Source organism: Serratia marcescens subsp. marcescens ATCC 13880, assembly GCF_017299535.1.
GTDB lineage: Bacteria > Pseudomonadota > Gammaproteobacteria > Enterobacterales > Enterobacteriaceae > Serratia > Serratia marcescens.
Genome location: NZ_CP071238.1, coordinates 587,550 through 609,009 on the forward strand (window position 1 = coordinate 587,550; position 21,460 = coordinate 609,009).

19 protein-coding genes are annotated in these 21,460 nt (G+C 64.3%); 11 read left to right on the forward strand and 8 right to left on the reverse strand.

Annotated features, from left to right (window positions below; translation table 11 throughout):
- Window positions 1-2: 2 nt before the first annotated feature.
- The 3 genes from J0F90_RS02730 to aptA all read right to left on the reverse strand — a co-directional run bounded on the left by J0F90_RS02730 (window position 3) and on the right by aptA (window position 4,382).
- Complete coding sequence (locus tag J0F90_RS02730) at window positions 3-1,379, reverse strand: APC family permease (protein WP_033638812.1); 1,377 nt, start codon at window positions 1,377-1,379, stop codon at window positions 3-5.
- Between the two features lie 143 nt (window positions 1,380-1,522).
- Complete coding sequence (locus J0F90_RS02735; protein WP_033638811.1) at window positions 1,523-3,031, reverse strand: CoA-acylating methylmalonate-semialdehyde dehydrogenase; 1,509 nt, start codon at window positions 3,029-3,031, stop codon at window positions 1,523-1,525.
- Window positions 3,032-3,041: 10 nt separating this feature from the next.
- Window positions 3,042-4,382: an omega-aminotransferase AptA gene (gene aptA / locus J0F90_RS02740; protein WP_033638810.1), complete on the reverse strand. Its 1,341-nt coding sequence runs from the start codon at window positions 4,380-4,382 to the stop codon at window positions 3,042-3,044.
- Between the two features lie 135 nt (window positions 4,383-4,517).
- Between aptA and J0F90_RS02745 the strand changes: the two genes are divergently transcribed.
- Window positions 4,518-5,447 carry a LysR family transcriptional regulator gene (locus J0F90_RS02745; protein ID WP_016929209.1) on the forward strand — a complete coding sequence of 310 codons (930 nt, stop codon included), beginning with the start codon at window positions 4,518-4,520 and terminating at the stop codon, window positions 5,445-5,447.
- A gap of 135 nt (window positions 5,448-5,582) precedes the next feature.
- Here J0F90_RS02745 and J0F90_RS02750 read toward each other — a convergent pair whose 3' ends face one another.
- Entirely contained in the window at window positions 5,583-6,710 is a 1,128-nt protein-coding gene (locus J0F90_RS02750; RefSeq protein WP_033638809.1) for an iron-containing alcohol dehydrogenase, read from the reverse strand.
- A gap of 229 nt (window positions 6,711-6,939) precedes the next feature.
- On the opposite strand from J0F90_RS02750, the gene J0F90_RS02755 reads away from it, so the two are divergent.
- From J0F90_RS02755 to J0F90_RS02765, 3 genes are all read left to right on the forward strand, one after another.
- On the forward strand, window positions 6,940-7,698 hold the full coding sequence (locus J0F90_RS02755) for a helix-turn-helix transcriptional regulator (protein WP_033638808.1): 759 nt from the start codon (window positions 6,940-6,942) through the stop codon (window positions 7,696-7,698).
- 101 nt (window positions 7,699-7,799) lie between these two features.
- Complete coding sequence (locus J0F90_RS02760) at window positions 7,800-9,101, forward strand: NAD(P)/FAD-dependent oxidoreductase (RefSeq protein ID WP_033638807.1); 1,302 nt, start codon at window positions 7,800-7,802, stop codon at window positions 9,099-9,101.
- An 18-nt stretch (window positions 9,102-9,119) separates the two neighbouring features.
- Entirely contained in the window at window positions 9,120-9,485 is a 366-nt protein-coding gene (locus J0F90_RS02765; RefSeq protein WP_015376517.1) for a cupin domain-containing protein, read from the forward strand.
- Between the two features lie 46 nt (window positions 9,486-9,531).
- Here J0F90_RS02765 and J0F90_RS02770 read toward each other — a convergent pair whose 3' ends face one another.
- From J0F90_RS02770 to J0F90_RS02785, 4 genes are all read right to left on the reverse strand, one after another.
- Window positions 9,532-10,338, reverse strand: coding sequence for an alpha/beta hydrolase (locus J0F90_RS02770; RefSeq protein WP_033638806.1), 807 nt, complete (start codon window positions 10,336-10,338; stop codon window positions 9,532-9,534).
- A 94-nt stretch (window positions 10,339-10,432) separates the two neighbouring features.
- Window positions 10,433-11,545 carry a class II histone deacetylase gene (locus J0F90_RS02775; protein ID WP_033638805.1) on the reverse strand — a complete coding sequence of 371 codons (1,113 nt, stop codon included), beginning with the start codon at window positions 11,543-11,545 and terminating at the stop codon, window positions 10,433-10,435.
- Entirely contained in the window at window positions 11,542-12,729 is a 1,188-nt protein-coding gene (locus J0F90_RS02780; RefSeq protein ID WP_025305177.1) for an MFS transporter, read from the reverse strand. Before J0F90_RS02780 ends, J0F90_RS02775 begins: the two co-directional genes overlap by 4 nt.
- A 140-nt stretch (window positions 12,730-12,869) precedes the next feature.
- Complete coding sequence (locus J0F90_RS02785; protein ID WP_033638804.1) at window positions 12,870-13,517, reverse strand: helix-turn-helix transcriptional regulator; 648 nt, start codon at window positions 13,515-13,517, stop codon at window positions 12,870-12,872.
- 481 nt (window positions 13,518-13,998) lie between these two features.
- Here J0F90_RS02785 and J0F90_RS02790 point away from each other — a divergent pair, with 481 nt between their 5' ends.
- The 7 genes from J0F90_RS02790 (at window position 13,999) to J0F90_RS02820 (ending at window position 21,460) form a co-directional block, all read left to right on the forward strand.
- Complete coding sequence (locus tag J0F90_RS02790; RefSeq protein WP_033638803.1) at window positions 13,999-15,711, forward strand: arylsulfatase; 1,713 nt, start codon at window positions 13,999-14,001, stop codon at window positions 15,709-15,711.
- Window positions 15,708-16,892: an anaerobic sulfatase maturase gene (locus J0F90_RS02795; RefSeq protein ID WP_033638802.1), complete on the forward strand. Its 1,185-nt coding sequence runs from the start codon at window positions 15,708-15,710 to the stop codon at window positions 16,890-16,892. The genes J0F90_RS02790 and J0F90_RS02795 overlap by 4 nt, the downstream gene beginning before the upstream one ends.
- A 129-nt stretch (window positions 16,893-17,021) precedes the next feature.
- Window positions 17,022-18,515 (forward strand): APC family permease, encoded by a 1,494-nt coding sequence (locus tag J0F90_RS02800; RefSeq protein WP_033638801.1) that lies wholly within the window; start codon window positions 17,022-17,024, stop codon window positions 18,513-18,515.
- Entirely contained in the window at window positions 18,490-19,080 is a 591-nt protein-coding gene (locus J0F90_RS02805) for a DUF3156 family protein (protein ID WP_033638800.1), read from the forward strand. The genes J0F90_RS02800 and J0F90_RS02805 overlap by 26 nt, the downstream gene beginning before the upstream one ends.
- Window positions 19,073-19,855: an SDR family NAD(P)-dependent oxidoreductase gene (locus tag J0F90_RS02810; protein ID WP_033638799.1), complete on the forward strand. Its 783-nt coding sequence runs from the start codon at window positions 19,073-19,075 to the stop codon at window positions 19,853-19,855. The genes J0F90_RS02805 and J0F90_RS02810 overlap by 8 nt, the downstream gene beginning before the upstream one ends.
- Window positions 19,856-19,866: 11 nt before the next feature.
- Window positions 19,867-20,664, forward strand: coding sequence for a MoaF C-terminal domain-containing protein (locus J0F90_RS02815; RefSeq protein WP_016929195.1), 798 nt, complete (start codon window positions 19,867-19,869; stop codon window positions 20,662-20,664).
- Window positions 20,665-20,668: 4 nt separating this feature from the next.
- Window positions 20,669-21,460 (forward strand): SDR family oxidoreductase, encoded by a 792-nt coding sequence (locus J0F90_RS02820; RefSeq protein ID WP_033638798.1) that lies wholly within the window; start codon window positions 20,669-20,671, stop codon window positions 21,458-21,460.

Genomic DNA, 21,460 nt, shown 5'->3' on the forward strand with positions numbered 1-21,460 from the left:
GGTTATTCTCCTTCTATTGAGGGGGCGGCGAGGGGCGCCGTCTGGCGGCCGCGCAGATGGTTCAGCGCCAGCCCGAAGCCGATGATGCCGGCAATGATGATAAAGTCTTTCAGGCTGCTGGCGATCAAAATCGTCCACAGTACGTACAGGCAGCACAGCAGCGCCGCCACCACCGGCAGCGGCCACAGCGGCATCAGATACGGGTGGGGGAAGTGGCGGCGACGGCGGCTGATCAGCGCCGCGACCGCCATGATGATGTACACCAGCAGCAGCAGGATCACGGTGAACGAGGTCAGCGATTCGAGGTCGGAGCAAAACGCCAGCAGCGCCGAGGGCACGCCGAACAGCAGGGTGGCGATCCAGGGGGTGCCGAAGCGCGGATGGATGATTTTCAGCGCCCGGTTGAACGCCGGCAGCCAGAAGCCGTCGCGTCCGCTGGCGAACATCATGCGGCTGAACTGCGCCACGATGGCGATGATGGCGTTGAACACCGACAGATAAATCGCGCCGCTCACCACCCGCGCCAGCGTCGGGCCGCCGAGCTCGGTGACCACATAGCCGACCGGATCGGCCTGTTTGGCCATCTCCGTCAGCGACGGCGAGCCGATCAGCAGGGCGGTGAACGGCACCAGCTCCACCAGCACCACGATGGCCAGCGTCAGCATGATCGCGATCGCCATCGGCCTGCCCTGTTCGCGCATGTCTTCCGCCATGTACACCGCCGCGCCGTAGCCGTTGTAGGAGAACAACGCGACCCCGACCATGGCGACGATCAGCGGCAGCGATACCGGCGCCAGGCTGCCTTGCGCGTCCAGCATCACCGGCGCGGTGAGGATCTCCGCGCTTTGATGCGGGTGGCTGAAGCCGAGCCAGGCGATCAGCGCCAGCACCGCCACTTCCACCACCAGAAAGGCGCCGGTCAGCAGGGCGTTGGCCTTGATGTTGAAAATGGCGCAGATACCGCCGACCAGCACGGTGAGCATGCCGGCGGTCGAGGCGTCGAATTGGGTGCCCAGCGCGGTATTCAGGTAGGGCACTGCGCCGGTGGCCAGCACCGCCGGCACGAACAGCGAGGCGCTGAGGATAAACAGGTAGGTCTGCAACCCGCATAGGGTGCCGAACAGGCGCTTGATGATGCTGTATTCGCCGCCGGCGCTGGGGTGTGCGGCGCCGAGCTCGGCATAGCACAGCGCGATGGCGGCGGCGACGCAGGCGGCGATCAGAAACGACAGAAAGGCGCCGCTGCCGGCGTTGGCGATCGCCAGCGGCGCGATGACGAAGATCGAACTGGCCGGCGTCACGCCGGACGCGGTGATCATCACCACGTCGAGGACGCTGAGATTGCCTTTGAAGGTGTGTTCAGGGGCGGACTCTTTCATTGGGAACTACTCCATTAACGCTTGGGTGAATTGTTGTTGCCGCCAGAAGGGCGACTCTGTTGTCCTGCGTAAAGATGAAATGGAGCGCGTGGAAATACCGGGGAAGTGAACTTCCCCGGAAAGGACTTTTCGTTATTCTGGGATTACCCCTGCCCCGACGGGAAGCTGAAGCTGGCGAGCCGGGCGTCGCCGGAGGCCGGCCAGCGCTGGGTCACGGTCTTGCGTTTGGTGTAGAACCTGACGGCGTCCGGGCCGTAGGCGTGCAGATCGCCAAACAGCGAGCGCTTCCAGCCGCCGAACGAGTGGTAGGCCACCGGCACAGGCAGCGCCACGTTGATACCCACCATGCCGACCTGAATGCGGCTGGAGAAGTAACGCGCCGCTTCGCCGTCGCGGGTGAACAGGCAGGTGCCGTTGCCGTATTCGTGGGCGTCGATCAAGGCCATCGCCTCCGGCAGCGAGGCCGCGCGCACCACGCCGAGCACCGGGCCGAAGATCTCCTCCTGATAGATGCGCATGCCGGGCGTCACGCGATCGAACAGCGTCGGGCCGAGGAAATACCCCTGGCTGGGGCGGCCGTCGGCGCCGATCACGCTCAGTTCGCGGCCGTCCACCAGCAGCTCGGCGCCTTCGGCCACGCCCTGCTCGATATAGCCTTTCACCTTCTGATAATGCTGCTGGGTCACCAGCGGCCCCATGTCGTTGCGGTTGTCGCTGCCGGGGCCGACGCGCATGGCGGCCATTTGTTGCCGCAGCCCGGCGATCAGCGCGTCGGCGGTGCCGTCGCCCACCGCCACCACCAGCGGGATGGCCATGCAGCGCTGGCCGCAGGAACCGAAGGCCGCGCCCATCAGCGCGCCGACCGCGCCGGGGATATCGGCGTCCGGCAGCACCACCGCGTGGTTTTTGGCGCCGCCCAGCGCCTGCACCCGTTTGTTCTGGCCGCAGCCGGTGTGATAGATGTGCTCCGCCACCGGCGTCGAACCGACGAAGCTTATCGCTTTGACGCGCCCGTCATGCAGCAGCGTCTCCACCGCTTCGCGGTCGCCGTTGACCACGTTGAGCACCCCCGGTGGCAGCCCGGCCTCCGCCGCCAGCCGCGCGATATACAGCGCGGCGGAAGGCACGCGCTCGGAAGGCTTCAGCACGAAGGTATTGCCGCAGGCGACCGCCATTGGCCACATCCACAGCGGCACCATCGCCGGGAAGTTGAACGGGGTGATGCCCGCCACCACTCCCAGCGGCTGAAACTCGCTCCAGCTGTCGATGCCCGGGCCGGCCTCTTTGCTGTGTTCGCCTTTCAGCAGTTCCGGCACATAGCCGGCGTATTCGATATTCTCGATGCCGCGCTGCAGTTCGCCCAGGGCGTCGCTGAGCACTTTGCCGTGCTCGGCGGTGATCAATTGGCAGACGGCGTCGGCATGTTGCTCCAGCAGATCCTTGAGCTTCATCATGATGCGCGCGCGTTTCAGCGGCGGGGTATCGCGCCAGGCGGGATAGGCCTGTTCGGCGGCGGCGATGGCGCGCTCCACCGTGGCGCGGTCGGCCAGCTGCACCTCCTGCGCCGATTGGCCGGTGGCCGGGTCGTAAACCGGCTGGCTGCGTTCGCCCCCGGCGGCGGGCTCGCCGTTGATCCAATGGGTGATGGTCATGATTCTCTCCTTATTCGGTGGCGTTGAGGGCGTCGCCGACGGCGTTGATCAGCGCATCGATCTGCGCCTCGCTGCTGATGAACGGCGGCGCCAGCTGCAGGGTGTCGCCGCCGTAGCGCACGTAAAATCCGCTTTCCCAGCAGCGCATCGCCGCCTCGAAGGGGCGCCGCGCCGGTTCGCCGGGCCGCGCCGCCAGAGTGATGCCGGCCGCCAGGCCGATATTGCGAATGTCGGCGACGTGTTTGGCTCCTTGCAGGCTGTGCACCGCGCGTTCGAAATAGGGCGCCAGCGCCTGTACGCGCTCCACCATCTGTTCGCGCTGCAGGATGTCCAGCGTCGCCAGCGCGACAGCGCAGCTGACCGGATGGGCGGAGTAGGTGTAGCCGTGCGGGAATTCGAGCTGGTAGTCCGGCTCGCCGCCGTTCATGAAGGTGTGGTAGATCTCCGGCCGCACCACCACCGCGCCCATCGGCTGCGCGCCGTTGGTCACCTGTTTGGCGATGTTCATGATGTCCGGCGTGACGCCGAACGCCTCGGCGCCGGTCATCGCGCCGCAGCGGCCGAAGGCGGTGATCACTTCGTCGAAGATCAGCAGAATGTCATGCTGGGTGCAGATCTCGCGCAGGCGCTGCAGATAGCCGACCGGCGGCACAATCACGCCGGCGGAGCCGGAGAACGGTTCGACGATCACCGCGGCGATCGTCGAGGCGTCGCGCAGCGCGATGATGCGGTTGAGCTCTTCCGCCAGCTCCGCCCCCTGTTGCGGCATGCCGCGCGAAAAGGCGTTGCCGGCCAGCAGGGTGTGCGGCAGGTGATCCGCCTCGGCGCCGGCGCCGAACGCCTTGCGGTTGCCGGCGATGCCGCCGACCGAGATACCGCCGAAGTTAACGCCGTGGTAGCCCTTTTCCCGGCCGATAAAGCAGGTTTTGCCCGCCTGACCTTTGGCGCGCCAGTAAGCGCGCGCCATTTTCAGCGAGGTGTCCGCCGCTTCCGAGCCGGAGCCGGTGAAGAACACGTAATCCAGCCCCGCCGGCGTCATCGCTTTGATCTGGTTGGCTAGCTCGAACGACAGCGGGTGGCCGAACTGAAACGCCGGCGAGTAATCCAGCGTCGCCAGCTGGCGCTGGGCGGCGTCGGTGATTTCCTGCCGGCCGTGCCCCAATCCGCAGCACCACAATCCGGACAGGCCGTCGAAAATCTTTCTGCCGTCGTGGCTGGTGTAATACGCCCCCGCGGCTTGAGTAATGATGCGCGGCTGCGCTTTAAAATTGCGGTTGCCGGTAAAAGGCATCCAATGGGCCTCTAATCCTGCGGCATCGAGGTTATTTAGCGGGTGATTTTCAGCGGCCATGTTTTCCTCCGAACAGGAAAATAAGAGCGATTAATGAAATAAACTGAGTTGTTAACGAATTGTTGTGCGAAATTGACTATGTACCGCTTGTTCTCTACTGTGAATAATCATATGTCGAAACTTACTTAAGGTTTTATGCAAGTAAAAAAGCGCGCGCTGTTAGGACAATTGTCGGATATGGATCTGCGTTTGCTGCGGGTATTCAAGGCCGTGGTCGACTGCGGCGGCATGAGCGCCGCCGAACTGGAGCTGAACATCAGCCTGTCGACCATCAGCAAGCACATCAAGGATCTGGAGCAGCGGCTGGGCCTGACGCTGTGCCAGCGCGGGCGCGAGGGCTTTGCGGTCACCGACGAGGGGCTGATTATCTACCAGGAAACCGTCAACCTGCTGGCGGCCACCGAGGCGTTCCGGCGCGGGGTGGACGAGGTGCACCAGCGCATGGGCGGGCAGCTGCACGTGGCGATATTCGACCATACGGTCAGCAATCCGCAGGCGCAGATCGGCCGGGCCATCGCATTATTCAGCGAGCGCGCGCCGGAGGTTTCTTTGCAAATGTACGTGGAGCCGATTAATACCATTGAACGCGGCGTCATTGACGGGCAATTTCAGGTTGGCGTTATTCCCATGCACCGCAGCGCGGAAAGTTTATCTTATCATTCGTTATTCAGTGAGAGGATGTTCTTATATTGCGGCGCGCAGCATGAATTATTTTCCGGCCCCCATGAAACATTAAATTGGGATCTGCTGCACAATTATGCCTTCGCCGGATTAGGCTATCATTCGCCGAATATGGAACTGAGCCTGCAGCAACATTTGCATCGCAAGGCGACGGGGTTTGCGCAGGAGTCGATAGCGACGTTAATTCTGTCCGGCAAATACGTCGGCTTTTTGCCTGATCACTACGCGGCGTTTTTCGTGGCGCAGAATATGATGCGGGCGATCAAACCGGCGCTATTCCGCTATCACTGCGAATACTCCAGCGTGCTGCGCCGCTCGCCGGTGCCGCAGCGGGTGGTGAAGCTGTTCCATGAGTGCCTGCTGGCGGCCCACGGAACAGCGTGACGCTTACTGTTCTTTCTTCTTGCCGAAGATTCTGATCAGCGCGCCGACCAGGATGCCGACCGCGATGCCGGCAAAGATCCAGCCGATGATGCCCATTTCCTTAACTCCTGCTAGTGCGTTGATCTGATTATATAATCATTCGACGCGAAACGCCTCTTCGATCATCCGTTGCCGCTGCGCCGGTGCATAATCAATCCAGGAATTCTTGCTGTTGGATTTCTCCAGCGCCACCGCCAGCTCCTGGCCGGAAATCGGCAAATCGTCCTGCCAGAACGGCGCGATGGCGTGGCGGGTGATGAAGTCGGTCAGGTAGCTCTCCGGGCTGCCCTGCCAGTGCGGGTACAGGCGCGCGGCCAGCTCGGCCATCAGCGCGCGTTGCTGCGGCTGTTCGCTGTTTTCCAACAGGGCGAGGAACGGCAGGAGCAGGCGGCCGCAGACCTGCCCGTGGTGGTAGTCGCGCAGTGCGCCGATCTCGCCGGCGATGCCGTGAATGACCCCCAGCCCGGCGGCGCTCAGCGTCAGCCCGCCGAGGTAGGAAGCCTGCATGATCGCCTCGCGCGCCGCGTCGCTGCGGTTGAGCGCCGGCCAGGCGGCGAGGAAGTGGCGGATGCCGCTCAGCGACATGTCGCGCGTCATGGCGCCGGCGGTTTTCGACAGATAGGCCTCGAACAGGTGGGTGAAGGCGTCGATGGCGCAGTAGGCCAGCACCTTGTCCGGGGCGCCCGCCAGCAGCTGCGGATCGAGAATGGCAGTGTGCGGCACGAAGTTGTTATGGCGCAGCGAAGCTTTCACCTTGCTGATCTGGGTATCGGTGATCACCGCGTTCTGCGTCACCTCGCTGCCGGTACCGGCGGTGGTGGGAATAGCGATCAGCGGCAGGGTGGCGCCGCTGATTTTGCTGTCGCCCACCTTTTCCATATAGCGCAGCGTCGGCAGCGGATGCTCCACCAGCGCGGAGAACGCCTTGGCGGCGTCCAGCACGCTGCCGCCGCCGATGGCCACCACGCGCCGCACCTGTCCGCGCCAGCGCGCCACCCAGGCGTCGATTTCCTGCGGCGACGCCTCGTGGCTGACGATCTCGGTGCCGATGAACAGCGGCGCCAGCGATTCGCGCAGGCCGGCGTACACCGGGCCGTTGAGAAAAGATCGGCAGCTGAACAGCAGCGTCGGCTGCGGATCGGCAAGCAGCAGCGGCGACAGCTGTTGGATGCTGCCGTGGCCGAACCAGGTCTGGCGGTTGGCGATGATGTGGCTGACGGACATGAGGTCTCCTTGACGGCGTTGCAGATCGCGATGCCACAGCATAAGCCAGCGGGCGCGGAGCGGCCACCGCTTTCCCCGCCGCGGCAACCTGTGAGTTGTTTAACATGTAAACGATCGCGTTCTTGCATTTCGGCGCTGCGGATGCTTTTTTTAACAGTACCGGCCGCCATGCGGCCAACCCCATCCGGAATCGGTAGATTGTTAATGTATTAATAATGGCGAGGCGGGTATGGAAATTCAGGTTGAACGCTTGTCTGCGGTGATCGATGCGGTGGCCAGCCCGCGCTTTTATCCCAGCCTGTTGAATTGGCTGGAAGGGTTCTTCGCCTTCGACAACGCCATCGTCTATGCCTTCGAACGCGGTCGGCCGCCGCATTGCCTGATCAAAACCGAGCGGGAAAACAGCGATGCGGTCAACCAGCTCTACCAACAGGGCGCCTACCTGCAGGATCCGTTTTACCGCGCACTGAGCGACGGCGGCGAAGGTGAGGTGCTCACGCTGCGCCAGCTGGCGCCCTGCGGGTTTTATCACAGCGACTATTACCGCAATTTTTATCGCAAGACCGGCTGGCACGACGAGGCCGGCGTGCTGCTGCAGCTGACGCCGGAGCGCGGGCTGGGGGTGTTCTTCGGCTCGGCGCGCCGCACGGTGGCGGTGCGCTACCCGCAACGGGCGGATCTGCGCAGCGCGTTGACGCTGGTGAAAAGCGTGGCGCGGCTGCACGGTGAGGTGGTGGCGGCGCCGGCCGAGGCCGCGACGGTGAACAGCGACGGCGCGCAGGCGCGTTATCTGCTGACGCCGCGCGAGCGCGAGATTGTCGATCTGATCCTCGCCGGCTGCAGTTCGCAGCAGATTGCCGACCGGCTGTTCATCAGCCTCGGCACGGTAAAAAACCACCGCAAGAACATCTACGGCAAGCTGAACATCGGTTCGCAGGCCGAACTGTTCAGCCTGCTGCTGACCGTCCCGCAGCGACGCAGCGCGTGAATGTTAATTTTTTGTAGCGAATGTCCCTAAGGGGACATAGCGAACGATCCCACTGCTCCCGATAATCCGATGTCATGGCATAGGCAATCGGGAGTGCGGCAGTGAACAACGAAATCGAGTCCTTAACCTACTACGCGGCGACCAAAAAATACGATCTGCGCTTCCCGACGCTGGAAGAGGATCTGGACGTCGACGTGGTGATCATCGGCGGCGGCTTCTCCGGCATCAACACCGCGCTGGAGCTGGCGGAGAAGGGCATCACCAACATCGCCATTCTCGAAGGCCGCTATCTGGGTTACGGCGGCACCGGGCGCAACGGCGGCCAGGTGATGGCCGGCATCGGCCACGATCTGGAGAAGATCAAGCGCCACGTCGGCCCGGCCGGGCTGGAAACCATCTTCAAAATCAGCAATCTCGGCGCTGGCATTATCCGCGAGCGCATCAAGAAATATGACATCGACGCCGACTTCTGCTTCGGCTACGGCTATCTCGGCAGCAACGCGCGCCAGGAGAAGACCCTGCGCGGCTGGCTGAAGGAGTTCAAGGCGGTAGCGCCGCAGGAGGAGATTGAGCTCTACACCGGGGCGGAGGTGAAGCAGGTGGTGGGCTCCGACGCCTACACCTGCGCGCTGAAACACATGGGCGGCGGCCACGTGCATTCGCTCAACCTGTTGCTGGGCGAGGCTAAGGCGCTGAGCGGCTACGGGGTGAAAATTTTCGAGAACAGCAGCGTGCTCGACGTGGAGTATGGCCCGCGCATCACGGTGCGCACCGCCATGGGCTCGGTGCGCGCCAACAAGATGTTGTGGGCCTGCAACGGCTTTCTCAACGGCATGGAGCCGCAGATCTACCGCAAGACCATCAATACCTACGCCTTCCAGCTGGCCACCGAGCCGCTGTCTGACGATCTGATCCGCCAGATCAGTCCGATCCGCGGCGCTTACAGCGACATCCGCCCGGTGATCGACTATTACCGGGTGACCAACGAAAACCGGCTGCTGTTCGGCAGCGCCACCCGCCTGATCGAATATTTCCCGTCGGATCTCAAGGCCTGGAACCGCAACCTGATGCTGAAGGTGTTCCCGTACCTGAAAGACGTGAAGATCGATCTGGCCTGGGGCGGCCCGCTGTGCTGCAGCGCGAACCTGTTCCCGCAGATCGGCACGCTGCCGGATCGCGACAATGTGTTTTACGTGCAGGGCTACTCCGGCTTCGGCGTGACGCCGAGCCACATCGTGTGCAAGGTGCTGGCGGAGGGCATGAGCGAAGGATCCGATCGGTACGATCTGATGAGCTCGATCCCGCACGTCAACATCTTCGGCAAGGACAAGCTGCGGCGGGTGATGACCACCGCCGGTAAGGTTTGGCACCAGACATCCGGCTACTGGAAAGGCCGCCGTTAACCCTCAGAGGAGAATGACATGAAACCGTTACTGCTTAAACAACCACTGCCGGAACTGCTGGAGATCGGCAGCGTCAGCAACCTGGGCGCCACGGTGATCGCTGGCACGCCAAACGTCGGCGTGGCCAGCATCTTCGGCGAACCGACCGACAACCTGAACTGCGGCGTGTTCAGCTGCACCCGCGGCAGCTTCGTGATGGAGTATCCGTTCGCCGAGCACGCCACGGTGTGGGAAGGTAGCGCGACCCTGACCAACGAACGCACCGGCGAATCGGTGCAGTATCAGGCCGGCGACTCCTGGTTCGTCGAGAAGGGCACTCCGGTGCGTTGGGACATCACCTCGGATCGCTTCGTCAAACACTACCTCGCCATCGTCGAGGGCTGACGCCGTCATGCCCCCCTCAGCAGGCTGAATGCCGAGGGGGAGCGCCTTAGCCTAACGCCCGCGTAATAAAATCGGTCACCCGCTTGAGGATTTGATCCTTATTGGTTTCGTTAAAGCTCTCGTGCCGCCCGCCCGCATTGATCATCCGTTCGAAATCGTCGCCGCGCAGACGATCGAGCGCGGTTTGCGTTTCGCTCATCAGCACCAGCCGATCGTCGTCGCCGTGGATCCACAGCGTGGGCAGCGCGCCGAAGCCCGGCCCGGCGTTGATGGCGGCGAGGATCCGCTGCATGGCGCGCAGGGTGGGGCGCTTGAACGGCCCGTGCCACACCAGCGGATCTTCCTGATACGCTGCGCCGACCGCCGGATCGCGCGCCAGGGTGGCGGTATCCAGCGGCGCGTCGGGGATCGTCGGCAGTTCGGCCAGATCGGAGATCGCCGTTCTGTCGCCGAGCAGCGGGCCGGACAGCACCAGCGCGCGCACTTCCTCGCCATGGCGCTGCACGTAGCGGGTGGCGATCATGCCGCCCATCGAGTGGCCGATCGCCACCAGCGGCAAGGTGGGGTATTGCTGCCGGAAATGGCTGACCACGCGCTGCACGTCGTCGACCACGGCGTCATAATCTTCGATCAGCACGCGCTCGCCCTGCGACAGGCCGTGGCCGAGATGGTCGGGGCCGAACACCCGCGCGCCCTGCGCCTGCAGCGTGCGCGCCACGTATTGATAGCGGCCGAGGTGCTCGCCGTAGCCGTGTATCAGCAGCGCCAGATAGCGCGGCTTGTCGTTTCCCCAGTCGTGCACGGCGATGTCGCCGTGACGGCCTTTGATAAAGCTGACGGTTTGTTCGGACATGTTATTGTTCTCATGGTGGTAGGGTTGCCCTTCAGCGTAGCGGCTGGCGGCGAGCTTGTCAGGGGCGCCGGATGCGGCGCCCGCAGAGAGGGGATTACAGGTCGAACTGGCGCGCCAGTTCGTCGAGCGCTTCGCGCTGGAAGCGGTTGAAGGCGTCGCGCGGCTGCTGCTGCTGGATGAACGCCAGCAGCGGATCCTGCACTTCCGTGCGCACGCCGCTCAGCTGTTCCATTACCGCCAGCCCGCAGAACGGCACGTAGGATTCGGCGTAGCCGCCTTCGTGCACCATCACCAGCTTGCCGCCGCACAGCCGGTCGGCGGCGTCCTGCACCAGCGCGGTCATGGCGCGGAAGCTGTCGCTGTGCAGCTGCATGCGCGCCAGCGGATCGAGGGCGTTGGCGTCGTAGCCGCAGGCGACGATGATCAGCTCCGGCTCGAATTTTTCCAGCGCCGGGATGATGATGCGCCGCATGGCGTGCAGGTAGCCGTCGTCGCCGGCGCCGGCCAGCATCGGCACGTTAACGTTGCAGCCCGCCCCGTCGCCTTCACCGCGATCCTGCTCGCCGGAATAGCCCGCCGGGAAGCAGCCGTCCTGATGCAGCGACAGCGTCAGCACGTCGCCGCGCTGCCAATAGATGTGCTGGGTGCCGTTGCCGTGGTGCACGTCCCAGTCGAGCACCGCCACTTTTCCGAGGCCGTAACGGGCCTTGGCGCGCTCGATGGCGATGGGAATATTGGCCAGGAAGCAGAAGCCCATCGATTGATCCGGCAGGCAGTGGTGGCCCGGCGGGCGCGACAGCGCATAGGCATTATCCAGTTCGCCCTGCAGCACCGCCTCCACCGCCGCGCAGGCCAGCCCGGCAGAGAGTTTGGCGATTTCATAGCTGCCCGGCCCCAGCGGCGCTTCCTCCCCCAGCAGGCCGCCGCCGCTGTCGCTCACCTGTTTGAAGCGCTGCAGGTAGTGGGCGGGGTGGATGCGCAGCAGGTCTTCTTCCGTCGCCGGTTCGGCGCTCAGCAGGGTGAGCCGGCGCGACAGGCCGGATACGTCCATCAGGTTCTTCATGCGCCGTTTGGTTTCCGGCGATTCGGCATGGCCGGCGCCTGAGGGCGGTTGCACCCAGCCGCCGACCGGCAGGGTGGTGGCGTGCAGGCCGGTGCTGTGCCAGAAACAGCGTTCATCAAACAAGAAACCGGTTGTTCTTTTCACCTTTCTCCTCCTGTTATACGGCGCGGTGCGCGCGGTGAAGCCAGCGAAATCAACAGCAGCGACAGCAGCGCGCAGCCCAGCGCGCCGAGCAGCAAGGCGTTGAAACCGCCGGAAGATTCGATCAGAGAGCCGGCCAGCGTCGGGCCGATGGCCATGCCGCCGCCGATCACCAGGTTGATGCCGTTCATCAGCTTGCCGTCGTTATCCAGCCCGGCGACCCGCGCCAGAATGAACGGCAGCACGAAGGTCCAGGTGAATTTGAACAGCAGGGCGGCCAGGGCGAAGCGCAGCAGCAAGGGTTGGCCCGTCAGCAGCGCCACGCTGGCCAGCAGCAGGGCGTACCCCAGCACGATCAGGCGCCCGCCGCCGAAGCGCGCGCCGATCAGCGCCGCGGCGCCGGCGCCGACGATGCCGAGCAAGGTGGCGACGGCCAGCACCTGACCACTGTGAGCCGGCGACAGCCCGGCGCCGGCGGCGATGCCGCCGATAAAGGTCCAGACCGCGCTCAGGCTAATGTAAAAGGTCAGCACCGCCAGCACGGCGCACAGCTTGCGCGCCAGCGAGGCGGCGGGGCCGCTGCGGGCGGCGCGGGCGGCGGTGAAACCGTTGGGGAACGCCGGGATGAGCGGCAGGCAGCACAGCATGATGGCCGCCAAAATCAGGTAGACCGCCATCAGGCCGAAGTGCGCGAATAGCGGCGGCAGCACCAGCAGCCCGACCGCGCCCAGCACCAGCTGGCCGAGCACCCAGAAGGCATAGACGCGGCTGGGATTGGCGGTGCCGGCGGCGCAGGTGATGCACAGGATCATCAGGGTGCCGCCCGCCAGCGAGGCGATAAAGCGCAGTGGCAGCAGCAGGGTGAAATCCTGCACCAGCGCCGAAGCCAGGTTGCCGGCGATAAACACCAGCGCCGACAGCGTAGCGACCCGCCGCCAGTTGATGCGCCCGATCCACCACCACGCCGGCAGCGTGGCCAGGCTCATGGCGCCGAGTTCGGTGGAGAACAGGTGGCCAATCTGCGCCGGACCGAGCTGCCACTGCGCGGCGAGCTGGGCGGCCACGGCGGGGGCGGTCATCAGAATGCCCGGCGCGATGGCGGCGAAGACGATAATGGCGGTCAGCAGCCGCGGCGGGCAGGGGAGCGCCGCGCCGACGGCGGGCGCGGAAACCGAATCACTGGACATAAACCTTATTCCCCAAGCGTTAAGTGACGATGAAATATCCCGCTCGGCCCGATTGCGGGCAGGGGGAAGCCGCGCCATAAATGGCGAATACGTTCTGGCGTTATTTTCCGGCCGTCGGCAGCGGCGGCCGCTATCGGGCGTTAACCGTGGGCGAGAAAACCGCCGGCGACCAGTTCAGTGCGGTTCACCACGTCGGTTTTGGCGAAAATATTGCGCATATGGGTTTTCACCGTGGACAGCGAAATGCCCAGCTTCAGGGCGATGCGCTTATTGCTGGCACCTTCGCGCACCAGGTTGACGATCTCTTGCTCTTTGGCGGTCAGCAGCTGCGCCTCGCTGTCGGGCAGCAGATCGCGCGTCGCCAGCTCGATCAGCGGCAGCACCGCGCGCAGTCGGCCGCGCTCCGCTTCGGTAAACGGCGTATCGCGGATCAGCGATACCCCGGCGACGATGCGCTTGCGCTGGCGGATGAAGATCTCCGTCATGTCGCGCATGTCGTTCGGCAGCATAAAGTCGTGGTAATAGCGGCGGTTGCCGGCGATCGCCGCCGGGCTCATGCCGACCATGGTGATGTCCTGGCGATGGAAATTGGCCGGCTGCAGCGGGTCTATCTGCTGGAAGTGGTTCAGGTACTGCTGATGCGTTTTATCGGGCATGCCGTGCAGGATGTAGTGATCCGGCCGCAGGTCGCGATCGACCAGATAAAACACCCCGGCGGACACCGGGATCAGGTGCGTAATGGTCGCCAAACAACTGTTGATAAAGGCATCGGATGCGGTGCTGTGCATGATTCGTGTTCCTCCCTTTATCGTTCAACTGGAGAATGTTGGCGGTCAATATATGAACGATACAAGCATAGTTGTAGCAATTTGGCAACACAATAAAAACATATTAACAACGTGAGGCCGATTGCAATAAAACACATAAATAACAAGATGACACTGCGTTAGTCAGGGCTTTTCAGGCTGTATTCATCGCGATTTTCATTAATAGGTTAATGAAATAATTCACCGCTTTTCCCGCTGAATTTACAGCGCTTTTCAATGCTTGCCTGGGCGAAGCCCTCGCCGCTCTGCGCGTGCTACAACCGGCGCGACCGTCGCCGTCCCTCGTTCTTAAGAACGATAGCCAGGCTTTTCCACCGCTTCCTACACTGCGAATTGAAGATAGCGCCAGGCGGCGCCAAACGTATAAGACGAAAAAATGATGACCTTTCTCGGGCTGAGGCGTCGGGTTGTTCAGTCCACATGACCATACGGGGAACGAACGATGCAGAAAAAAACGCTGGCGGTGGCGTTGAGCGGCGCCTTATCGGGCCTGGCTCAGGGGGCGGACGCCGATCGCCCCAATGTGCTGATCATTCTGGTGGACGACATGGGCTACTCCGACATCAGCCCGTTCGGCGGCGAGATACCGACCCCCAACCTGCAGGCGCTGGCCGAGCGGGGCGTGCGCATGAGCCAGTACTACACCTCGCCGATGTCGGCGCCGGCGCGGTCGATGTTGATGACCGGCAACACCAACCAGCAGGCCGGCATGGGCGGCATGTGGTGGTATGAGAGCACTGCCGCGCAGCCGGGCTATGAAATGCGGCTGACCGACCGCGTGACCACATTGCCGGAGCGCTTTCGCGACGCGGGTTACGCCACCATGATGGCGGGCAAATGGCACCTGGGCTATGTCGACGGCGCCAAACCGACCGATCGCGGCTTCGAGCGCGCCTTCGCTTTCATGGGCGGCGGCACCAGCCATTTCGACGATGCGAAACCGCTGGGCACCGTGGAGGCGTTCCACACCTTCTACACCCTGAACGGCAAACGCGTGTCGTTGCCCAAAGATTTCTACTCCAGCAAGGCCTATGCCGATCAGCTGGAACAGTGGATCCGCGAGACGCCGCAGAATAAGCCCGTCTTCGCTTATCTGGCGTTCACCGCGCCGCACGATCCGCTGCAGGCGCCGGATGACTGGATCGCCAAATTCGACGGCAAATACGACGCCGGCTACCAGCAGGCCTATCAGCAGCGCATTCAACGCCTGAAAGCGCTGGGGTTGATTTCCGATCGCACGCCGATGCCGACGCTGGCGCTGGATAAGGCCTGGAACGCGCTGACGCCCGAGCAGCAAAAATATGAAGCCAAGACCATGCAGGTGTACGCGGCGATGATTGCCTATATGGACGATCAGGTCGGCGCGGTGCTGAACACCCTGAAGCAGACCGGTCGCGATAAAAATACGGTGATCGTGTTCGCCACCGACAACGGCGCCAACCCGGCCAGCGGCTTCTACTACGGCTCGAAGCCGGAGTATTGGCGGCAGTTCGACAACAGCTACGCCAACCTCGGCCGCAAGGGATCGTTCATCTCCTACGGGCCGCACTGGGCCAACGTCAGCAATGCGCCGTATGCCAACTACCACAAAACCACCAGCGCGCAGGGCGGCATCAATACCGATTTCATCATCTCCGCGCCACAGCTGAAAGGGCGCGGCGGCATCGACCGCACGCCGATGGCGGTGTATGACATCGCGCCGACGCTGTACGACTATGCCGGCATCGACGCCAACAAACCGCTGAAGGCGAAACCGACGCTGCCGATGGTCGGTGTCAGCTTCAAGCGCTATTTCAGCGGCGAGGCCAACGGCGTGCCGCGCGCGGCCTACGGCGTGGAGCTGCATAACCAGGCCGCCTATGTAGACGGCATCTGGAAGCTGCGGCGGTTGGTGAAGGCCGGGCCGACGGCGCAGATGGCGCCGTGGGGGCTGTTCAACCTGCATGACGATCCGCTGGAAACGCGCGATCTGGCCGCCGCTAACCCGGATCAAGTCAAACGCCTAAGCGAGGCGTATCGCCGCTTTGCGCAGCAGGGCATGGTCATTGAAGCCAAAGGCGCAGCGATCGACTATCTCGGCGTAGACGCCAGCACCGGCGACTACATCGGCCTGGATCCGCAGACCCACAAACCGTTGCCGCAGGCGGCGCCATGAACCTGGCCCAGCTGCGCGCGCAGCAGATCCCGGTAGAGAGCGAACCGCGCGCGGCGGCGCCTTTTCATTTGCTGGTGAAGCCGATCGGCGCCGGCTGCAACCTGGGTTGCCGCTACTGTTACTACCCGCAGCGCCAGCAAGAGCGGACGCGCAAGATGGACGACGACCTGCTGGCGGAGTTTATCCGCGGCTACATCGCCGCCCAGCCGCGTTACAGCCGCGAGATCAACTTCGTCTGGCAGGGCGGTGAGCCGCTGCTGGCGGGGATCGGTTTTTACAAGCGGGCGCTGGCGTTGCAGCGCCGCTATGCGCCGCCGGGCGTGCGGATCAGCAACAGCCTGCAGACCAATGGCACACTGCTGAACGACGCCTGGTGCCGGCTGTTCCGGCAGCATCACTTTATCCTCGGCGTCAGCCTGGACGGCGATCGCGAGGTGCAGGACGCCCACCGGCCGGACAAGCGCGGCGGCGCCAGCTATGACGCCGCGCTGCGCGGCATTGCGTTGTTGCAGCGTCATCAGATCGACTTCAACCTGCTGATGGTGGTGCACGACGGCGTCGCGGATCGCGCCGAGGCGATCTACGATCATGCGGTGGCGATCGGGGCGCGTTATTTGCAGTTCCAGCCGCTGATGCTGGAAGGGGATGCGCCCACCGCCGGTTACGGACTGAGCGCCGCCAACTGGGGGCGCTTCATGCTGGCGGTATACCGCCGCTGGCGCAGCCGCGGGCACGTTGGCCAGGTCTTTGTAATGAACATCGAACAGGTCTACGCGCAGTATTTCACCCATGTCAGCCCCAGCTGCGTGCACGCCGAACGCTGCGGAGGCAATCTGGTGATGGAGCCGGACGGGCGGCTTTACGCCTGCGATCATCTGATCAATGCGCAGCATCTGCTCGGCCATGCCGATCGCCACACGCCCCTCGCCACCCTGGCGGCAAGGGCGGCAGAGATGCCGTTCGGTAAAAACAAAAGCCTGCGCCGCGAGTGCCAACGCTGCAGCGTGAAAAGCGTCTGCCAGGGCGGTTGCCCGGCGCATGTGGGCGAAGATCGCTACAACCGGCTGTGCGCCGGCTATTACGCCTTCTTTTCCGCGTTGCTGGCGCCGCTGCGCGCCTACCCGCGCAGCCCGCAGGGGGCAATGCAGTGGCGCGCCGCCGTGAGCGCCACCGCAGGTTGAAACCGTCTCGTCCTTAAGGACGATAGTCAGCATTTTCCTTTCCTCTCTATAGTGAGATGACCGCCGCTGGCGGTGAAAAACCTGCAAGCACCTGCATGCATCAGGCCAAAACTATAAGAGGAAATAACCATGAACCTGTCGTCGCGGTTGCACGCCCACCTGGCTCGAGGCAAGGTCGGCTTTCCCACCACCCTGGCCAGTTCGGTCGGGGTGATCATGGCTAGCCCGGTGATCCTGACGGTCACCAGCGGCTTTGGCATCGGCGGCGACACCTTCGCGCTGGCGATGCTGATCGCTTTCGTCATGATGCAGGCGCAGCTCACCACCTTCTCCGAAGCGGCGGCGCTGCTGCCGACCTCCGGTTCCGTTTACGACTACATTTCCTGCGGCATGGGGCGCTTTTTCGCCATCACCGGCGCGCTGTCGGCCTACCTGATCGTGCATATCTTCGCCGGCACCGCCGAGACCATTCTCTCCGGCATTATGGCGCTGGTGAACTTCGAACACCTCAACACCCTGATGGAAAGCCACAACGCCTCCTGGATGGTCGGCGTCGGGCTGGTTGTCGTGTTCGGCATGCTCAACGCGTTCGGCATCGAGGCCTTCGGCAAGGCGGAGATCGTGCTGACCTTCGCCATGTGGAGCACGCTGGTGATTTTCGGCATCGTCGGGCTGCTGTCGCCGCATGCGGTGCCGCTCGAGGGCTGGTTCGGCAGCACGTTGAACCTGAACGATCCCTTCTCAGTGTTCAGCCTGATTGGCATGGCGATGTTCATGTTCGTCGGCTGCGAACTGGTGACGCCGATGGCGCCGGAGATCAAACGCTGCGATCGGGTGATCCCGCGGGCGATGGCGCTCGGGCTGTGCGGCGTGGCGGTGTGCATGGCGCTGTACGGCGCGGCGCTCAGCCACCAGGTGGAAAACGTGGTGATCGACGCCGCCAGCGGCACGCGCCTGCTGGAAACGCCGATGGCCATCCCGGCCTTCGCCGGCCAGGTGATGGGCCAGTTCGGCAAATACTGGCTGGGCGTCGGCCTGCTGCTGGCGGGCGCGGCGACCATCAACACGCTGATGGCGGCGGTGCCGCGCATTCTGTACGGCATGGCGCTGGACGGCGCGTTGCCGCGCATGTTCGCCTATCTGCACCCGCGCTTTAAGACGCCGGTGGTCGGCATTCTGGTGGCGGTCCTGATCCCCTGCGTACACGCCTTCGCCATTCAGGGCAACCTCGACAAGATCATTCCGTTGGTGCTGGCGGCGGTGTGCGCCTGGGGCGTGGCCTACCTGCTGGTGACCTGCTCGGTGGTGCTGCTGCGCCTGCGCCGCCCCGATCTGCCGCGCGCCTATAAATCGCCGTGGTTCCCGCTGCCGCAGATCGTCTCCAGCGTCGGCATCGTGCTGGCCATCGTTTACATCACGCCGCCGGGGATGAATCCGCGCGACGTCTACATTCCCTTCGGCTGGATGATCGGCCTGACCGCCGCCTATGCGCTGTTCTGGACGCTGTGCGTGCAGAAAGTGAACCCGTTCAAGCCGGTGCCGGTCGAGCAGGTGCTGGAGAACGCCTTCGCCAAGGGCGAAAACGAGGAGGCGCAGTTTGATCGGCTTACTTCCCTCACTTAATCGCGCCTGGCGGCGAGCGCCGTCGGGCTATCGGCCGGGCGCCGCGTTGGATCGTCTGGCGCGCAACCTGGAACCCTACGCGTGCGAACGCCTGGCGCCGGGCCTGCTGCGGCTGACGCTGCCGCAGGGGCCGCAGATCGAGGTCAGCGAACAGGTGCAGGGGCTGTTTATGGCGCATATCGTCAGCCACCGTTTTCGGCTGCAGGGCGCATGCGCAGCGCAGCCTCCGCTGACGCTGGACGTGGTGGCCGGCGGTTGGCTGCGGCGACGCGGGGTACGCTATCTGCTGCGTCAGCGCCATACGGCCGCGCAGCGGTTGCTGGCCGGCCTGCAGCGCTACCCGCAGATCGGCGAGACGCTGGCGCAGCTGGATTTTCGCCGCGTGCGGCTGACGGTGAACGACGGGCGCTGGCAGGCGGATATCGAGCATTTCGCCGCCTCGGAGGTGGTCAGCCGCGTGCCGGCCGGCCGCCGCTATCTGCGGCTGGATGCCGAACAGCGGCGGCTGCTGTTGAGCAGTCTGCTGATGATCGGCCAACTGATGGAGAAGCTGAATCATGAATAGAGTGGTTGTGATTACCGGCGGCGGCACCGGCGTCGGCGCCGCCTGCGCCCGTCTGCTGGCGGCGCAGGGCGATCGGGTGTTCATCATCGGCCGCCGTCCGGAACCGCTGACGGCGCTGGCGCAAGAGATCGGCGCGCAGGCGCTGGTGGGCGACGCCGCCAGCGGCGAGAGCTGGGCCCACACGCTGCTGCCGGCCATTCTGCGCGACGCCGGGCGCATCGACTGCCTGATCTGCAGCGCCGGCGGCATGGGCTTCAAGCGCATTACCGAGATGACCGACGCGCAGTGGCAAGGGGCGATGGACAGCAACCTCAACAGCGCTTTCGCCAGTGCGCGCGCCTGCCTGCCGGAGCTGATCAAGAGCGGCGGCAACCTGCTGTTCGTGGCCTCGATCGCCTCGCTGGCCGCCGGGCCGGAGGTTTGCGGCTACGTTACCGCCAAGCACGCGCTGATCGGGCTGATGCGTTCCATCGCCCGCGACTATGGCCCGCTGGGCGTGCGCGCCAACGCGGTGTGCCCGGGCTGGGTGACCACGCCGATGGCGGACGAAGAGATGCAACTGCTGATGGACGCCCATCAGATTTCGCTGGAGCAGGCCTACCAAATGGTCTGTCGCGACGTACCGCTGCGCCGGCCGGCCAGCGCCGAGGAGATCGCCCGCGTCTGCCGTTTCCTCTGTTCCAGCGAAGCTTCCATCATTACCGGCGCGGCGCTGGTGGCCGACGGCGGCTCCACTATCGTCGATGTGCCGACCCTGGCTTTCACTTCCCTGTAAGGAGCATTTCCATGAGTTCAGAAGCGGTATTCATTCAGGTTGGCGCGCTGGCGGAAGGTTTTGCGCCGCACAGCAACACGCTGGAACGGCAGCACGGCCTGGCGGGCGCCACGTTGACGCTGCGCTTTAGCGACGGCGCGACGCAGCGCTGTCGGTTTACCGATGAGCAGACGCTGGAGTGGGGTGAGCGGCGCGGTATCGCCTATCGCGCCACCAGCATTCGCCCCGGCGTGTTGTTCATCGATTTTCTCGATCCCGCCCGCGCCAACGCCAGCATTACGCTGGTGTGCGACCGCAATCAGGGCAACTTCAGCGCGGTGTACGGCCAACTGCCGGACGAAGCGCAGACGCGGCTCGACGCCTTCAGCCGGGTGGAACAGGGGCTGCCGCTGACCGCGGTCGAGGCCGAATTCCGCTTCGGCACGCTGGATGACGCCGACGTGGCGCCGCCGGGCTTTACCGATGAGCTGATCGGCATGCGCAATATGTACACCTACAGCCCGACCGAACGGTACGAGCACATCTACCTGAACGACAACTTCTACGCCTGGCAGTGTCTGGACGGGGTGGAGAAAGGGCTGGCGGATGTCGATCGCTGCCACTACGTGAAGGTGGCGGAGCAGCTTTATCTGTTCGTCTGGCGCGAGAAGATCATTCCGACGCTGGGGGTGGTGATGATCGATCTGCAGGGCATGCGCACCGACGGCAAGATCCTCGGTTATCAGGGCAGCGATTTCAGCGCGTTGAGCAACTTTGCGGTGGGTGCCCATGCGCAGGTGCTGAACACCACGCGCCACCCGCGAGGATAGGCCGATGAGCGCAACCTATGCGGCCGATGCCTTTGCAGGGCAGGTGGTGCTGGTGACCGGCGGCGCGCAGGGCATTGGGCTGGCGATCGTCAGCGCCTTTGCCCGGCTGGGCGCCGAGGTGACGATCGCGGACGTGCAGTTGCCGCAGGCGCAGGCGGCGGCGCAAACGCTGCGGGACGAAGGGTTGAACGTGCAGGCGCTGGCCTGCGATCTGGCCGAGCCGGGGCAGATAGCCGAGTTGGTGGCGGCGGTGGGCGAGCGGCATCAACGGCTGGATGTGGTGATCCACAACGCCGCCTATTTTCCGCTGACGCCGTTCGCTGCCATCGACGCGGCCCTGTTGCAACGCACGCTGAGCGTCAATCTGATGGCGCCGTTCTTTCTGGCGCAAACGGCGCTGCCGTGGATGCGCCGCGCCGGCGGCGGCAGCCTGCTGGTGACCTCGTCGGTGACCGGCCCGCGGGTGGCGTATCCGGGGCTGGCGCACTACGCCGCCTCCAAGGCCGGGGTGAACGGGTTTATTCGCGCGGCGGCGCTGGAGCTGGCGGCGGAGAATATTCGCGTCAACGGCGTGGAGCCGGGGATGATCCGCACGCCGGCGATGGCCAACCTGGGCGATGCGCAGGTGAATCAGGCGATCGCCGCTGCGGTGCCGCTCGGGCGGCTGGGGGAACCGGAAGACATCGCCGCGGCGATGGTGTTTCTCGCCTCGCCGGCGGCGGCCTATATCACTGGCCAGACGCTGGTGGTGGACGGCGGCGCGCTGTTGCCGGAAACGAATTCTCTGCTTACTTGA

Excerpts from the sequence above, each read along its gene's own strand:
- J0F90_RS02730 (WP_033638812.1), bottom strand. The coding sequence starts at position 1,379 with ATGAAAGAGTCCGCCCCTGAACACACCTTCAAAGGCAATCTCAGCGTC.
- J0F90_RS02735 (WP_033638811.1), bottom strand. The coding sequence starts at position 3,031 with ATGACCATCACCCATTGGATCAACGGCGAGCCCGCCGCCGGGGGCGAA.
- aptA (WP_033638810.1), bottom strand. The coding sequence starts at position 4,382 with ATGGCCGCTGAAAATCACCCGCTAAATAACCTCGATGCCGCAGGATTA.
- J0F90_RS02745 (WP_016929209.1), top strand. The coding sequence starts at position 4,518 with ATGCAAGTAAAAAAGCGCGCGCTGTTAGGACAATTGTCGGATATGGAT.
- J0F90_RS02750 (WP_033638809.1), bottom strand. The coding sequence starts at position 6,710 with ATGTCCGTCAGCCACATCATCGCCAACCGCCAGACCTGGTTCGGCCAC.
- J0F90_RS02755 (WP_033638808.1), top strand. The coding sequence starts at position 6,940 with ATGGAAATTCAGGTTGAACGCTTGTCTGCGGTGATCGATGCGGTGGCC.
- J0F90_RS02765 (WP_015376517.1), top strand. The coding sequence starts at position 9,120 with ATGAAACCGTTACTGCTTAAACAACCACTGCCGGAACTGCTGGAGATC.
- J0F90_RS02770 (WP_033638806.1), bottom strand. The coding sequence starts at position 10,338 with ATGTCCGAACAAACCGTCAGCTTTATCAAAGGCCGTCACGGCGACATC.
- J0F90_RS02780 (WP_025305177.1), bottom strand. The coding sequence starts at position 12,729 with ATGTCCAGTGATTCGGTTTCCGCGCCCGCCGTCGGCGCGGCGCTCCCC.
- J0F90_RS02785 (WP_033638804.1), bottom strand. The coding sequence starts at position 13,517 with ATGCACAGCACCGCATCCGATGCCTTTATCAACAGTTGTTTGGCGACC.
- J0F90_RS02790 (WP_033638803.1), top strand. The coding sequence starts at position 13,999 with ATGCAGAAAAAAACGCTGGCGGTGGCGTTGAGCGGCGCCTTATCGGGC.
- J0F90_RS02795 (WP_033638802.1), top strand. The coding sequence starts at position 15,708 with ATGAACCTGGCCCAGCTGCGCGCGCAGCAGATCCCGGTAGAGAGCGAA.
- J0F90_RS02800 (WP_033638801.1), top strand. The coding sequence starts at position 17,022 with ATGAACCTGTCGTCGCGGTTGCACGCCCACCTGGCTCGAGGCAAGGTC.
- J0F90_RS02810 (WP_033638799.1), top strand. The coding sequence starts at position 19,073 with ATGAATAGAGTGGTTGTGATTACCGGCGGCGGCACCGGCGTCGGCGCC.
- J0F90_RS02815 (WP_016929195.1), top strand. The coding sequence starts at position 19,867 with ATGAGTTCAGAAGCGGTATTCATTCAGGTTGGCGCGCTGGCGGAAGGT.
- J0F90_RS02820 (WP_033638798.1), top strand. The coding sequence starts at position 20,669 with ATGAGCGCAACCTATGCGGCCGATGCCTTTGCAGGGCAGGTGGTGCTG.